This is a genomic window from Streptomyces sp. NPDC020299, assembly GCF_044387825.1.
GTDB lineage: Bacteria > Actinomycetota > Actinomycetes > Streptomycetales > Streptomycetaceae > Streptomyces.
The window spans coordinates 141,803-154,348 of sequence record NZ_JBIRWL010000009.1 but is presented as its reverse complement, the minus strand read 5'-3'; the positions used below and the strand labels follow the sequence as shown (position 1 = coordinate 154,348).

Genomic DNA, 12,546 nt, shown 5'->3' with positions numbered 1-12,546 from the left:
CGGATCCTATTGATCTCGGGTGCCGTGCTCCAAAACGAGCGGGTTGGGCAGGGTGGTCCACTGATCACCCGGCGTCGTCGGCGACAGCCGCATCAGCGTCAACGCCTTCGTGGGGACGGGGGCTTCGCGCAGGGCCGTCAGGTCGGGGCCGGGCGGCAGATCCCGTACCGCCGTCTCCAGGGCCGTGGCGAGGGCCGGTCCTGAGCCGGCCGTCGCGGCCAGGGCGCCGGCCACCAGGGAGCCGAACAGCTTGCGGCGCAGGGTCGTTTCGTCGTCGGTGATCAGCCGGCCGGTCAGCGCCGGGGGAGTGATGCCGTGACGGGTCAGCCGGGCGGGGCTGATGCGGATATCGGCGAGGTCGCGGTAGACGAGGCGGCGGGGGGAGCCGTCGGGGGACAGGACGACCAGGAGGTTCTGGCCGTGGGCCTCCAGGGCGACGCCCAGCTCCAGCAGGCGCAGGCCCACTTGGAGGGCGAGGCCGGTGAAGTCGGCCAGCCAGGCGGGGGATCGCGGCAGATCGGTGGTGGCGAGGGCGGCCACCGGCAGGACATGCTCGTCCCCGGAGACGTACAGCCGCGGTGACTCGCGCAACAGGGCCGCCAGATCGGGGGAGCCGGCGGACACCGCGCCGAGGGTACGCGTGACGTGCAGCGCGCCGTCCGTGCGGGCCGCCAGATCCTCCGCGAACGCCGACAGCGTCGCCGACGCCCCCACCGAGTACGCCGAGATGTCCCGTACCGAGGACGTCAGCCGGGCGCTCAGCGCGGTCTTGACGTGCGGTCCGCCGGGCAGCGCGAGGGTGCGCAGCGACATCAGGGGATGGGCGTCCGACCAGGCGTCGTACGGGCGTTTGAGCACATGCGCCGTCTGCCACGGGTGAACCGGGACCAACAGGTTCTCCCCGTCCCGCAGTTCGTCCGGCCACGCCCCGGCGACCAGACACTCCCGCGCCGGGACCGGGACCGTCCCCAGCTCCACCACCGGCCGGTGCTCCGGCCCGTAGGCGAACTGCTCGGCCACCGAGAAACCGGGCCGGGAACGGCAGTTGGGGTGGAAGGGATGCCCGTCGACCACCCGCTGCTCCCACTCCCAGTCCTGGTCCCGCTGAGGCCACCCCTGAGGACGATCCGGCCGGCCGGCGCGCGAGAGCGCCAGCGAGGCGACACTGTGCCCCAGCTCGCCGGCGAAGGCCGCCGCATGCGGCACCGCGAGGTCCGTCATCAGCCGGGCCGGGTCGTCGTGGGTCACGCCGCCGAGGTGGACGGCGGTGACGTACGCGTCGGTCGCGTACGGATCCGGGTGCGGGCCGCGCAGCCCCCGGCCGTCGGCCAGCCGCAGCACCAGGCCCCCCGCCTCGGTCACCCGGCGGGTGATCCACGGCAGCGGCTCATGGGCGAGCGCCCGCCACAGACGGGTCAGCACGGCCGCCCGCGCACCCGGCAGCGCGGCCGAGTACCGGGGCACCAGATCGGGCCGGACGGCGGCCAGCTCCTTGGCGACCTCGATCTCGGCCTCGGCGGTGGGGGGACGGTACACGGACGGCTCCTCGGGTACGGAATAGTGACGGGCACGATGGCCAGGGACGACAGACATACTGATCGCGATCGGATCCCGGACGAAGAACGAATGGATCGCGTGGACCACATGCTCCCCAGCGACCGCGACGCGGAACGCGCCGACGCGTACGCGGCCGCCCCCCTGCTCAACTGTCTGCTGCGGGAGGTGGCCGAGCCGCTCGCCATGTCCGGGGGACGGCGGACGTACCGGCTGCCCGGCACCGGCCGCCTGCTGCGGGCGCGCGGCCGGCGGCGGCCCGCCGAGCCCGAGGTGCGCACGGCCGGCGGCTGGCAGCGCGTCGGCCACACCGAGCTGGTGAAACTGGTCGCCGAGGAGCTGCGCCGCCACACCGGGATCTCCAACGACGACCTGCCCATCGAGATGACCGACAGCCGGGACGCGGTCGCCGCGCTGCTCGCCGCGCGCGCCCGGGCGACACCGCCCGACGACCCGTATCTGCGCTCCGAACAGTCCCTCATCACCGGACATCCTCACCACCCCGCGCCCAAGGCACGCGGCGGCGGCCCCGTGGCCGGCTGGCTGCCGTACGCCCCCGAGGCCCACGCCCGCTTCCCGCTGGTGCTGCTCGGCGTGCGCGAGGACGAGGTGGCCGAGGAGGGCGACACCCGCGCGCTCGACGCCCTGGGCACCGCCCCGCCCGGCTACCGGCTGCTGCCCGCCCACCCCTGGCAGCTCGATCTCGCCGGGCCCGCCCTCGCCCCCGCCTTCGCCGACGGCCGCCTGGTCCGCCTGGGCACGACCCCGTTCGAGGCCTGGCCGACGGCGGCGGTGCGCACCCTGTACGAGCCGCGCCGCGACCTGCACCTGAAGTTCAGCCTGGACGTGCGCATCACCAACGACATCCGCCGCCTGTGGCGCCACGACCTGGCGAAGCTGCGCCGCAACGACACGGCCGCGGCCGAGGCCCTCGCCGCGAGCGACGGCCCGGCGGCCTGGCTCGGCGACCGCGGCTACCGCACCGCCGCCTTCGCCTTCGAGGAACTGGCCGTCCTGGTGCGCGACGGTCTGCGCGGCCTGCTGCTGCCCGGCGCCACCCCCCTGCTCGCCGCCGGACTCGTGGAGGGCTTCGACGGCAACCCCCTGGCCCGCGCCGCCGACCCGGCCGCCTGGTGGGAGGCGTACCTGCACCAGGTCGTCCCCCCGGCCCTGACCGCCTTCGCCGATCACGGCGTGGTGCTGGAGGCGCACCTGCAGAACACCCTGGTCGCCGTCGACGCGTCCGGTACGCCCGTCCAGGCGCTGTTCCGGGACGCCGAGGGCGTCAAGCTGCTGCCGGACGTGACCCGCGCGGCCGGCTGGGAACGGCTGGTGTACTGCCTCGTCGTCAACCACCTCACCGAGATCGCCGCCGTCCTGGCCGAGCACCATCCGGGCCTCGACCCCTGGCCCGCCGCCCGCCGCGCCCTCGCGGCCCACGACCTGCCGGAGATCCCCGCCCTGCTCGCCTCGCCCACCCTGCCCGGCAAGACGAACCTGCTGCTGCGCTGGACCGGCGCGGACGGCGCCGACGCCCGCTACCTGCCGCTGCCGAACCCGCTGGCCCGTACATGATCTGAATTACCCTGGCCGGTGTGCTGCGTGACGTGACTGCTGTTCGCTATGTGACCCCGCTGCGGTCCGGCGGCTCCGTGCCCGGTGTCGTCGAGGCCGACGACCTCGGCACCTACGTCGTGAAGTTCACCGGCTCCGCGCAGGGCCGCAAGGCGCTGGTCGCCGAGGTGATCGTGGGCGAACTTGCCCGTGCGCTGGACCTGCGCTTCCCCGAACTGGTCCTGGTGCACTTCGACCCGGCGATCGCCGCCCACGAGCCCCACCAGGAGGTACGGGAGCTGCACGGCGCCAGCGCCGGCGTCAATCTCGGCATGGACTACCTGCCGGGCGCCGAGGACTTCACCCCGGAGGTCGCCAAGGCCTTCCGGGTGGACCCGCTCGAAGCGGGCAGGATCGTCTGGCTCGACGCCCTGACCGTGAACGTCGACCGCACGGTCCACAGCTCGAACCTGATGGTCTGGCCCACCTTCGGGACGGCCCCGCCACGCCTGTGGCTCATCGACCATGGCGCCGCCCTGGTCTTCCACCACCGCTGGGACGCCTCCGACCCCACGAAGGCGTACGACTTCCGCCACCACGCGCTCGGCCACTACGCCCCCGACGTACGGGCCGCCGACGCGGAGCTCGCACCCAGGGTCACCCGGGAACTGCTGCGGGACATCGTGGCCGAGGTCCCGGACGCCTGGCTGGCCGGCGAGGAGGGCTTCGCCACGCCGGACGACATCCGCGCGGCGTACGTCGACTACCTCCACGCGCGCGTGCGGGCCTCCGAGGCCTGGCTGCCCACCGACTTCCCCAGCCGGGAGGAACTCGCCACCGAGGAGGCCCGGCGCGCGGCACGGACCCGGCAGGGCCGGCCGAACTGGCTCAAACGGGTCCCTGACCTGCACGGCAAGCCGGCCGCGGAACAGGACTGGTCGGTGCACCTGGGATGAACACCCGTGCCGAGCGGGTCGAGATCGAGTACTGCACCCAGTGCCGCTGGCTGCCCCGCGCGGCCTGGCTGGCGCAGGAGCTGCTGACGGGAGCAGGTCTTCCCGGAGCCGACAGCGGTGAAGCGGGCCGTACGCGACCGAGTGGCCCCGGGCAGGTCCCTGGGCCACTCGGACACGCCCGCGTGAGAGTCAGCCCTCCAGCTGCTCGTACGCCGGCAGCGTCAGGAAGTCCGCGTAGTCCTCGTCGAGGGCGACCTTCAGCAGCAGGTCGTGGGCCTGCTGCCAGTGCCCGGCCGTGAAGGCCTCCGCGCCGATCTCCTTCCGGATGCCGTCCAGTTCCCGGGCGGCGACCTGCCGTGCCAGCTCCGGGGTGACCTTCACCGTGGTCCCGTCGTGCTCGAACTCGACGCCCGCGTTGATCCACTGCCAGATCTGCGAGCGGGAGATCTCGGCGGTGGCCGCGTCCTCCATCAGGTTGAAGATGGCGACCGCGCCGAGGCCGCGCAGCCACGCCTCGATGTAACGGATGCCCACCTGGACGGCGTTGACGAGCCCGTCGTAGGTGGGCCGGGCGGCCAGGGAGTCGATCGCGATCAGGTCGGCCGCCGTCACGTGGACGTCCTCGCGCAGGCGGTCCTTCTGGTTCGGCCGGTCGCCGAGCACCCGGTCGAAGGACTCCATGGCGAGCGGGACCAGGTCGGGATGGGCGACCCAGGAGCCGTCGAAACCGTCGTTCGCCTCGCGGTCCTTGTCGGCGCGGACCTTCTCGAAGGCGACCTTGTTGACCTCCGCGTCCCGGCGCGAGGGGATGAACGCCGCCATGCCGCCGATCGCGTGCGCGCCGCGCTTGTGGCAGGTGCGCACGAGGAGTTCGGTGTACGCCCGCATGAACGGGGCGGTCATCGTGACCGAGTTGCGGTCCGGCAGGACGAACTTCGCGCCGCCGTCACGGAAGTTCTTGACGATGGAGAACAGGTAGTCCCAGCGGCCGGCGTTCAACCCGGAGGCGTGGTCGCGGAGTTCGTAGAGGATCTCCTCCATCTCGTACGCGGCAGTGATCGTCTCGATCAGGACGGTGGCGCGGACGGTGCCCTGCGGGAGGCCCACATACTCCTGCGCGAAGACGAACACCTCGTTCCAGAGGCGGGCCTCGAGGTGCGACTCGGTCTTCGGCAGGTAGAAGTACGGGCCCTTGCCGAGGTCGAGGAGGCGCCGGGCGTTGTGGAAGAAGTACAGGCCGAAGTCGACCAGGGCGCCGGGCACTTGCTTGCCTTCGGCGTCGACGAGGTGGCGCTCGTTCAGATGCCAGCCGCGGGGGCGCATGACGACGGTCGCCAGCTCCTCGTCCGGCCGCAGGGCGTACGACTTGCCCGACGCCGGGTCGGTGAAGTCGACGTTCCGGGTGTAGGCGTCGATCAGGTTGAGCTGGCCGATGACCACGTTCTCCCAGGTGGGCGCGGAGGCGTCCTCGAAGTCGGCGAGCCAGACGCGGGCGCCCGAGTTGAGCGCGTTGATGGTCATCTTGCGGTCGGTGGGGCCGGTGATCTCCACCCGGCGGTCGTTCAGGGCGGCCGGGGCCGGGGCCACCCGCCAGGAGTCGTCGGCGCGGATCGCGGCCGTCTCGGGGAGGAAGTCGAGCGTGGAGGTGCGGGCGATCTCGGCGCGGCGCTCGGCGCGGCGGGCGAGGAGTTCGTCACGGCGCGGGGTGAACCGCCGGTGCAGCTCGGCCACGAAGGCGAGCGCCGCGTCGGTCAGGACCTCGTCCTGCCGGGGCAGGGGCGCGGCGTCGACGACGGTCAGCAAAGACGGCGCTGGTGCGGACATGAGCTGTCACTTCCTTCAGCGGGGGCACCGAGTATCAGTGGATAATAGTTTCCTCATTGTGGAATTTCAATGATTTGTTGATGTTGAGGCCAGACCCTCGGGCCGTCCCCCTCACTCGAGGTGCGCGAGGTCCGCCTCGGTGTCGATGTCGTACGGCCGCGCCACGTCCCCGCACTCGACGAGCGTGATCGCTCCGGAGTTCTCCCTCAGATACGCGCGTGCCCCCCGGTCGCCCGTCGCGGTCGCCGCGACTCCCGCCCAGTGCGCCGCGCCGAGCAGGACGGGGTGGCCGCGCACCCCGTCGTACGCCGCCGAGACCAGGGACCGCTCGTCCCGGTACGCGGCGAGCACCCGCGCCACCGCCTGAGGTCCGATGCCCGGCTGGTCGACGAGCGAGACCAGCGCGGCCCGGGCGCCGGTGCCGGCCAGCGAGTCCAGCCCCGCCCGCAGCGACGTGCCCATGCCCGCTTCCCACGCCGGGTTGTCGACGAGCACGCAGCCGGCCAGCCGCGTCCGCTCCCGTACGGCGTCCGCGCCGGCCCCGAGGACCACGTGCACCTGCTCGCAGCCTGCCGCGCGCAGTACCCCGGCCGCGTGCTCCACCAGGGGCCGGCCGCGGTGTTCGAGCAGCGCCTTGGGCCGTCCGCCGAGCCGTCTTCCGCCCCCCGCGGCGAGGAGCAGCCCGGCGATCCGGTGCTGGTTGTCCGTCATGCGTCCTGCATACCCGACGCCGGGCGGGGCGGCCGGTTTCCGCGGACGGAATTTCGGTCCGCACGCTGGCGCACCCCGCACCGGGTGGCGTTTACTGGCCCGCATCCCCGGCGCCCGGCCAGTGCCATGGGGGGCGTGCGCCGGGGGGAGACGGGGAGCGTGGGCGCACCACGGAGTGTGAGGGGGAGGGCTGTGTTGCGGAGCTTGGGGCAGAGGCCAGTGACCGGCAGCGACGAGGATCCGAGGGTGGCGGAACTGCGGACCGCGGTGTCCCGCCTGCGCCGGGAACTCGCCACGCATCCGGCGGAGTTCCCCGACCGGGCGATCGCCGAGGACGAACTCGCCGCGCTGGCCGCGATGACGGTCGGCGGAATCCCCGAGATACCGCGGCTGCGTCGCTCCCTTTTACTGATCGCGAGCGCGATCGGCTCCGTCAGCGCTCTCTCGCGGGGTCTGTCGGACGTCCGTGACGCCGTGGACCTGTTCGGCGAGCCGCCGCGTGGCTGACCCCCGGGGGCCCCGGCCAGGGGTTCCCGATCAAGGGCTCCCGGTCAGGACGACAGCGCCCGGGACAGTTCCGCCGCCACCTGCTGAAGGACCGGCACGATCCGTTCCGTGGCCGACTCGGTGACCCGGCCGGCCGGGCCGGAGATCGAGATGGCGGTGGCGGTGGGGGAGTCGGGGACGGACACCGCGAGGCAGCGGACTCCTATCTCCTGCTCGTTGTCGTCGACCGCGTAGCCGTGGCGGCGCACGTCCGCCAGGGCCGCCAGGAAGCCCTCCGGCGTGGTGATCGTCTTCTCGGTCGCGGCCGGCATGCCGGTGCGGGCGAGCAGGGCGCGCACCTCGTCGTCCGGGGTGGTGGCGAGCAGGGCCTTGCCGACGCCGGTGGAATGCGGCAGGACGCGCCGGCCGACCTCGGTGAACATGCGCATGGAGTGCTTGGACGGCACCTGCGCCACGTACACGACCTCGTCCCCGTCGAGCAGTGCCATGTTCGCCGTCTCGCCGGTCTCCTCGACCAGACGGGCGAGGTGGGGGCGGGCCCAGGTGCCGAGCAGCCGGGAGGCCGACTCGCCCAGGCGGATCAGGCGCGGGCCGAGGGCGTAGCGCCGGTTGGGCTGCTGACGTACGTATCCGCAGGCCACGAGCGTGCGCATCAGGCGGTGAATGGTGGGCAGCGGCAGCCCGCTGCTCACCGAGAGCTCGCTGAGGCCGACCTCGCCGCCCGCGTCCGCCATCCGCTCGAGCAGATCGAAGGCGCGCTCGAGGGACTGGACCCCACCGCCCGCGGACCTCGCGGACTCGGTGGTGCTGGCGCGGGACGTCGGCACGGGCGCGTTCCTTTCAGACCTTCGAACGGTATTCTGTTGTTCAGAAGCTTAATTCCGCTATGCGGAAAAGTCTAGGCGCGCCGGTCGGAGGTGCCGGGAAGCAGTGTGCCTCTTGACTGCGGCGAAGGGGGAGTGAAGACTCCTTCAACAGAAAGTTGAATCCCGTTTCCCGTCAGTGAACGGCGACCGAGAGGGGTCCGGGGTGTCCGAGGCTGAACTGGTTCTGCGCTCGACACGGGTCGTCACCCCGGAAGGGACCCGTGCGGCCTCGGTCGCGGTGTCCGCCGGGACGATCACGGCCGTACTGCCGTACGACGAGCCCGTACCCGAGGGCGCCCACCTGGAGGACCTCGGCGACCACGTGCTGCTGCCCGGCCTGGTCGACACCCACGTCCACGTCAACGACCCGGGCCGCACCGAGTGGGAGGGCTTCTGGACCGCCACGCGCGCGGCGGCGGCCGGCGGCATCACCACCTTCGTCGACATGCCGCTCAACTCCCTCCCGCCGACCACGACGGTCGACCACCTCCGCACCAAGCGGGAGGCCGCCGCCGGCAAGGCCCACATCGACGTCGGCTTCTGGGGCGGCGCCCTGCCCGACAACGTCAAGGACCTGCGCCCGCTGCACGAGGCCGGCGTCTTCGGCTTCAAGGCATTCCTCTCCCCGTCCGGAGTGGACGAGTTCCCGCACCTCGACCAGGAGCGGCTGGCCCGGTCCCTGGCCGAGATCGCCGGCTTCGGCGGCCTGCTGATCGTGCACGCCGAGGACCCGCACCACCTGGACGCGGCTCCCCGGCAGGGCGGCCCCCGCTACGCCGACTTCCTCGCCTCCCGGCCGCGCCACGCCGAGGACACGGCCATCGCGAGCCTGATCGACCAGGCCAGGCGCCTGCACGCGCGCGTGCACGTACTGCACCTGTCCTCCAGCGACGCGCTGCCGCTGATCGCCGCCGCGAAGGCGGACGGCGTCCGCGTCACGGTCGAGACCTGCCCCCATTACCTCACCCTGACCGCCGAGGAAGTCCCGGACGGCGCGAGCGAGTTCAAGTGCTGCCCGCCGATCCGCGAGGCCGCCAACCAGGACCTGCTGTGGCAGGCCCTGGCCGACGGCACCATCGACTGCGTGGTGACCGACCACTCGCCCTCCACCGCCGACCTCAAGACCGACGACTTCGCCACCGCCTGGGGCGGCATCGCCGGCCTCCAGCTGAGCCTGGCCGCCGTGTGGACCGAGGCCCGCAGACGTGGCCACGGCCTGGAGGACGTGGTCCGCTGGATGTCGGCGCGCACGGCTCAGCTGGCCGGCCTCGACCGCAAGGGCGCCATCGCACCGGGCCGTGACGCCGACTTCGCGGTCCTCGCGCCGGACGAGACGTTCACCGTGGACCCGGCGGCCCTCCAGCACCGCAACCGTGTCACGGCGTACGCGGGCCGCACCCTCACCGGCGTCGTGAAGTCCACCTGGCTGCGCGGCGAGCGCATCGTGGCGGACGGCGAGTTCACCGCTCCGAAGGGCCGCCTGCTCACCCGGACCCCCTGACACCCGCCTCCCCGCCCGCGGCGGCCGAGACCCGAGAGGAACCCCTGATCGACGTGACGGCGATGTGGAACTTCACCGGCGACGCGTACCCCTACGGAGGCGGTGACCCGTACGCGGACTACCGCACCGCGGACTTCCCCTTCACCCACCACACCGACCTCGCCGACCGGCGGCTCGGCGCCGGTGTCATCGCCGCCAACGACGAGTTCTTCGCCGAGCGCGAGAACCTGCTGCTGCCCGGGCGGGCCGAGTTCGACCCGGAACGCTTCGGGCACAAGGGCAAGATCATGGACGGCTGGGAGACCCGCCGCCGGCGCGGCACCTCGGCCGAGCACCCCTGGCCCACGGCGGAGGACCACGACTGGGCACTGGTCCGCCTCGGCGCCCCGGGCGTGATCCGGGGCATCGTCGTCGACACCGCCCATTTCCGCGGCAACTACCCGCAGGCGGTGTCGATCGAGGGCACCTCGGTGCCGGGCTCCCCGTCCCCCGAGGAGCTTCTCTCCGGCGAGGTGAAGTGGACGACGCTGGTCCCGCGCACGCCGGTCGGCGGCCACGCGGCGAATGGTTTCTCCGTATCGGTGGAGCAGCGCATCACCCACCTGCGGGTCAACCAGCACCCCGACGGCGGCATCGCGCGCCTGCGTGTGTACGGCGAGGTCGTCCCGGACCCGCGGTGGCTTGAGGTCCTCGGCACCTTCGACGTGGTCGCCCTGGAGAACGGCGGCCGGGTCGAGGACGCCTCCGACCGCTTCTACTCCCCGGCCGGCAACACCATCCAGCCGGGCCGCTCCCACAAGATGGACGACGGCTGGGAGACCCGCCGCCGCCGCGACCGCGGCCACGACTGGATCCGCTACCGCCTGGCCGCCCAGGCCCAGGTCCGGGCCCTGGAGATCGACACGGCCTACCTCAAGGGCAACAGCGCAGGCTGGGCATCGGTGTCCCTGAAGGACGGCGAGGGCGGCGGCTGGCGGGAGGTCCTGCCCCGCACCCGCCTCCAGCCCGACACCAACCACCGCTTCGCCCTCCCGGCCCCCGCCGTGGGCACGCACGCGCGCGTGGACATATTCCCGGACGGAGGCATCTCCCGCCTGCGACTGTTCGGCTCACTGACGGAAGCGGGGGCGGCGGACCTGGCGGCACGCCACCACACGCTGGGCGGCTGAGCCCAGGATCACTCAGCCCGTCTGGGGGTCCCCCCTCTGGGGGGGGTGAGCAGGCCGACAGCGGGGGTCTGGGGGCGGCAGCCCCCAGGGACGGGAAGGGAAGGGGCGGCGGGGGCGAAACAACCCCACCACCCCTCACGCCGCGAACCCCCCGTCCACGGAGAACTCCGCCCCCGTCACATAGGTGGCCCCCGCCAGATACGCGACCATCGCCGCCACCTCCTCCGCCGTCCCGTACCGCCCCAGCGCCGTCATCCCCGCCTGCCCCGCCGCGGCCGGCCCGTCCGCCGGGTTCATGTCGGTGTCGATCGGTCCCGGATGGACGATGTTGGCCGTGATCCCACGGTCACCGAGCTCCCGTGCCAGCGCCTTGGTCAGCCCGATCAGCGCCGACTTGCTCATCGCGTACAGCGTCCCGCCGGGCCCCGGCACCAGCTGCGTCATGCAGGACCCGATCGTGATGATCCGGCCCCCGGCGGCCATCCGCGCGGCGGCCGCCTGGGAGGTCAGGAACACCCCGCGCACATTGACGGTCAGCACCCGGTCCACGTCGGCGAGCGACAGGCCGTCCAGCGGGCCGAGCACGCCCACGCCCACGTTGTTCACCAGCACGTCCGGCCCGCCCAGCTCCCGCGCCGTACGGTCCACCGCCGCCGCGGCCTCCTCCGCGTCCGCCGAGTCCGCGCGCAGCGCCACCGCACGCCGTCCCAGCGCCTCGACGGCCCGTACGACGTCCGCGGCCGCCTCCTTGCCGTTCACATACGTCAGGGCGACATCCGCGCCCTCCCGCGCGAGGCGCAGCGCCGTCGCCGCCCCGATACCGCGGCTGCCGCCGGTCACCAGGGCGACCTTGCCTTCAAGAGTTTCTTCGCGAGATCCATTGGGTGTGGTCATGGGTCCATCCCAGCGGCCCCGGCGGGCAGCCGCTGGCGGCGAACGGACACCGATGTCGGCCGGCCGGAACTCTTCACTCCACCTCCCGCGTTCTCCCCCCGTGACCCTTCAGCAAGAAATCGTCGGCAACGCCATGCAGATGGCGGTCGTCAACCTCAGCCCCGGCCAGACCGTCTACTGCGAGGCGGGGAAGTTCCTGTTCAAGACGACGAACGTGACCATGGAGACCCGCCTGGGCGGACCGTCGAACAACGGCGGCCGGTCCCAGAACGGCGGTGGCGGTGGCGGTAACGGCGGCATGGGCGGCATGCTGCGCCAGGCCATGGGCACCGCCATGCAGGTCGGCCAGCGCATGCTGGCCGGCGAGTCGCTGGCGTTCCAGTACTTCACCGCGCAGGGCGGCGAGGGCACCGTGGGCTTCGCGGGCGTCCTGCCCGGCGAGATGCGCGCCCTGGAACTGGACGGCACGCGCGCGTGGTTCGCGGAGAAGGACGCCTTCGTCGCCGCCGAGGCCGGCGTCGACTTCGGCATCGCCTTCCAGGGCGGCCGCACCGGCACGAGCGGCGGCGAGGGCTTCATCCTGGAGAAGTTCACCGGGTACGGCACGGTGATCATCGCCGGTGCGGGCAACTTCATCGACCTCAACCCGGCCGACTTCGGCGGCCGTATCGAGGTCGACACCGGCTGCGTCGTCGCCTTCGAGGAGGGCATCCAGTACGGCGTCCAGCGCGTCGGCGGCCTCAACCGCCAGGGGGTCATGAACGCCGTCTTCGGCGGCGAGGGCCTGTCCCTGGCCACCCTGGAGGGCAACGGCCGGGTCATCCTCCAGTCCCTCACCATCGAGAGCCTCGCCAACGCCCTGAAGAAGGCCCAGGGCGGCGACAAGCAGGGCCCGACCGGCGGCCTCTTCTCGACCCACACGGGCTGAACCGCCGTACCCACCGCCTTCCGGCACACGGACTCGCCGAGAGCTCCCAGCCCCCCGGGGCTCCCGGCGCCGCGCAGGTTAA

The 12,546-nt window shown here is 72.8% G+C and carries 11 protein-coding genes and 1 pseudogene; 7 read left to right on the top strand and 5 right to left on the bottom strand.

Annotated elements, in window-relative coordinates; all coding sequences use genetic code 11:
• Nucleotides 1-6: 6 nt before the first annotated feature.
• Nucleotides 7-1,536 carry an IucA/IucC family protein gene (locus tag ACH45E_RS23640; protein WP_361439459.1) on the bottom strand — a complete coding sequence of 510 codons (1,530 nt, stop codon included), beginning with the start codon at nucleotides 1,534-1,536 and terminating at the stop codon, nucleotides 7-9.
• Nucleotides 1,537-1,626: 90 nt separating this feature from the next.
• Between ACH45E_RS23640 and ACH45E_RS23635 the strand changes: the two genes are divergently transcribed.
• The 3 genes and pseudogenes from ACH45E_RS23635 to ACH45E_RS23625 all read left to right on the top strand — a co-directional run bounded on the left by ACH45E_RS23635 (nucleotide 1,627) and on the right by ACH45E_RS23625 (nucleotide 4,250).
• Nucleotides 1,627-3,129 (top strand): IucA/IucC family protein, encoded by a 1,503-nt coding sequence (locus ACH45E_RS23635; RefSeq protein WP_361439457.1) that lies wholly within the window; start codon nucleotides 1,627-1,629, stop codon nucleotides 3,127-3,129.
• Nucleotides 3,130-3,149: 20 nt separating this feature from the next.
• Nucleotides 3,150-4,064: a HipA family kinase gene (locus tag ACH45E_RS23630; RefSeq protein ID WP_361439455.1), complete on the top strand. Its 915-nt coding sequence runs from the start codon at nucleotides 3,150-3,152 to the stop codon at nucleotides 4,062-4,064.
• Nucleotides 4,061-4,250 (top strand): annotated as a pseudogene (locus ACH45E_RS23625) (SelT/SelW/SelH family protein). Before ACH45E_RS23630 ends, ACH45E_RS23625 begins: the two are co-directional and overlap by 4 nt.
• Before the next feature lie 3 nt (nucleotides 4,251-4,253).
• On the opposite strand, the gene aceB reads toward ACH45E_RS23625, so the two are convergent.
• Both aceB and ACH45E_RS23615 read right to left on the bottom strand, forming a co-directional pair.
• Nucleotides 4,254-5,888, bottom strand: coding sequence for a malate synthase A (gene aceB, locus ACH45E_RS23620; RefSeq protein ID WP_361439453.1), 1,635 nt, complete (start codon nucleotides 5,886-5,888; stop codon nucleotides 4,254-4,256).
• Between the two features lie 111 nt (nucleotides 5,889-5,999).
• Complete coding sequence (locus tag ACH45E_RS23615; RefSeq protein ID WP_361439451.1) at nucleotides 6,000-6,599, bottom strand: nucleotidyltransferase family protein; 600 nt, start codon at nucleotides 6,597-6,599, stop codon at nucleotides 6,000-6,002.
• Between the two features lie 192 nt (nucleotides 6,600-6,791).
• Here ACH45E_RS23615 and ACH45E_RS23610 point away from each other — a divergent pair, with 192 nt between their 5' ends.
• Nucleotides 6,792-7,106 carry a DUF5955 family protein gene (locus ACH45E_RS23610; RefSeq protein ID WP_361439449.1) on the top strand — a complete coding sequence of 105 codons (315 nt, stop codon included), beginning with the start codon at nucleotides 6,792-6,794 and terminating at the stop codon, nucleotides 7,104-7,106.
• 44 nt (nucleotides 7,107-7,150) lie between these two features.
• Here ACH45E_RS23610 and ACH45E_RS23605 read toward each other — a convergent pair whose 3' ends face one another.
• Nucleotides 7,151-7,933, bottom strand: a complete 783-nt coding sequence (locus tag ACH45E_RS23605) for an IclR family transcriptional regulator (protein ID WP_361439447.1) — start codon at nucleotides 7,931-7,933, stop codon at nucleotides 7,151-7,153.
• A 202-nt stretch (nucleotides 7,934-8,135) separates the two neighbouring features.
• On the opposite strand from ACH45E_RS23605, the gene allB reads away from it, so the two are divergent.
• Nucleotides 8,136-9,473, top strand: a complete 1,338-nt coding sequence (gene allB / locus ACH45E_RS23600) for an allantoinase AllB (RefSeq protein ID WP_361439446.1) — start codon at nucleotides 8,136-8,138, stop codon at nucleotides 9,471-9,473.
• Between the two features lie 53 nt (nucleotides 9,474-9,526).
• Nucleotides 9,527-10,642, top strand: a complete 1,116-nt coding sequence (alc, locus tag ACH45E_RS23595) for an allantoicase (RefSeq protein WP_361439444.1) — start codon at nucleotides 9,527-9,529, stop codon at nucleotides 10,640-10,642.
• Nucleotides 10,643-10,777: 135 nt separating this feature from the next.
• Here alc and ACH45E_RS23590 read toward each other — a convergent pair whose 3' ends face one another.
• Nucleotides 10,778-11,536 carry an SDR family oxidoreductase gene (locus tag ACH45E_RS23590; protein ID WP_361439442.1) on the bottom strand — a complete coding sequence of 253 codons (759 nt, stop codon included), beginning with the start codon at nucleotides 11,534-11,536 and terminating at the stop codon, nucleotides 10,778-10,780.
• Nucleotides 11,537-11,636: 100 nt separating this feature from the next.
• Between ACH45E_RS23590 and ACH45E_RS23585 the strand changes: the two genes are divergently transcribed.
• The gene (locus ACH45E_RS23585; protein ID WP_361439440.1) at nucleotides 11,637-12,464 is read left to right on the top strand and encodes an AIM24 family protein; all 828 of its coding nucleotides are present in this window, start codon (nucleotides 11,637-11,639) and stop codon (nucleotides 12,462-12,464) included.
• The last annotated feature ends 82 nt before the right edge of the window (nucleotides 12,465-12,546 follow it).

What these genes read in the sequence shown, in the direction of transcription:
- ACH45E_RS23635 (WP_361439457.1), top strand. Translation starts at nt 1,627, where the DNA reads ATGGATCGCGTGGACCACATGCTCCCCAGCGACCGCGACGCGGAACGC.
- aceB (WP_361439453.1), bottom strand. Translation starts at nt 5,888, where the DNA reads ATGTCCGCACCAGCGCCGTCTTTGCTGACCGTCGTCGACGCCGCGCCC.
- ACH45E_RS23615 (WP_361439451.1), bottom strand. Translation starts at nt 6,599, where the DNA reads ATGACGGACAACCAGCACCGGATCGCCGGGCTGCTCCTCGCCGCGGGG.
- ACH45E_RS23590 (WP_361439442.1), bottom strand. Translation starts at nt 11,536, where the DNA reads ATGACCACACCCAATGGATCTCGCGAAGAAACTCTTGAAGGCAAGGTC.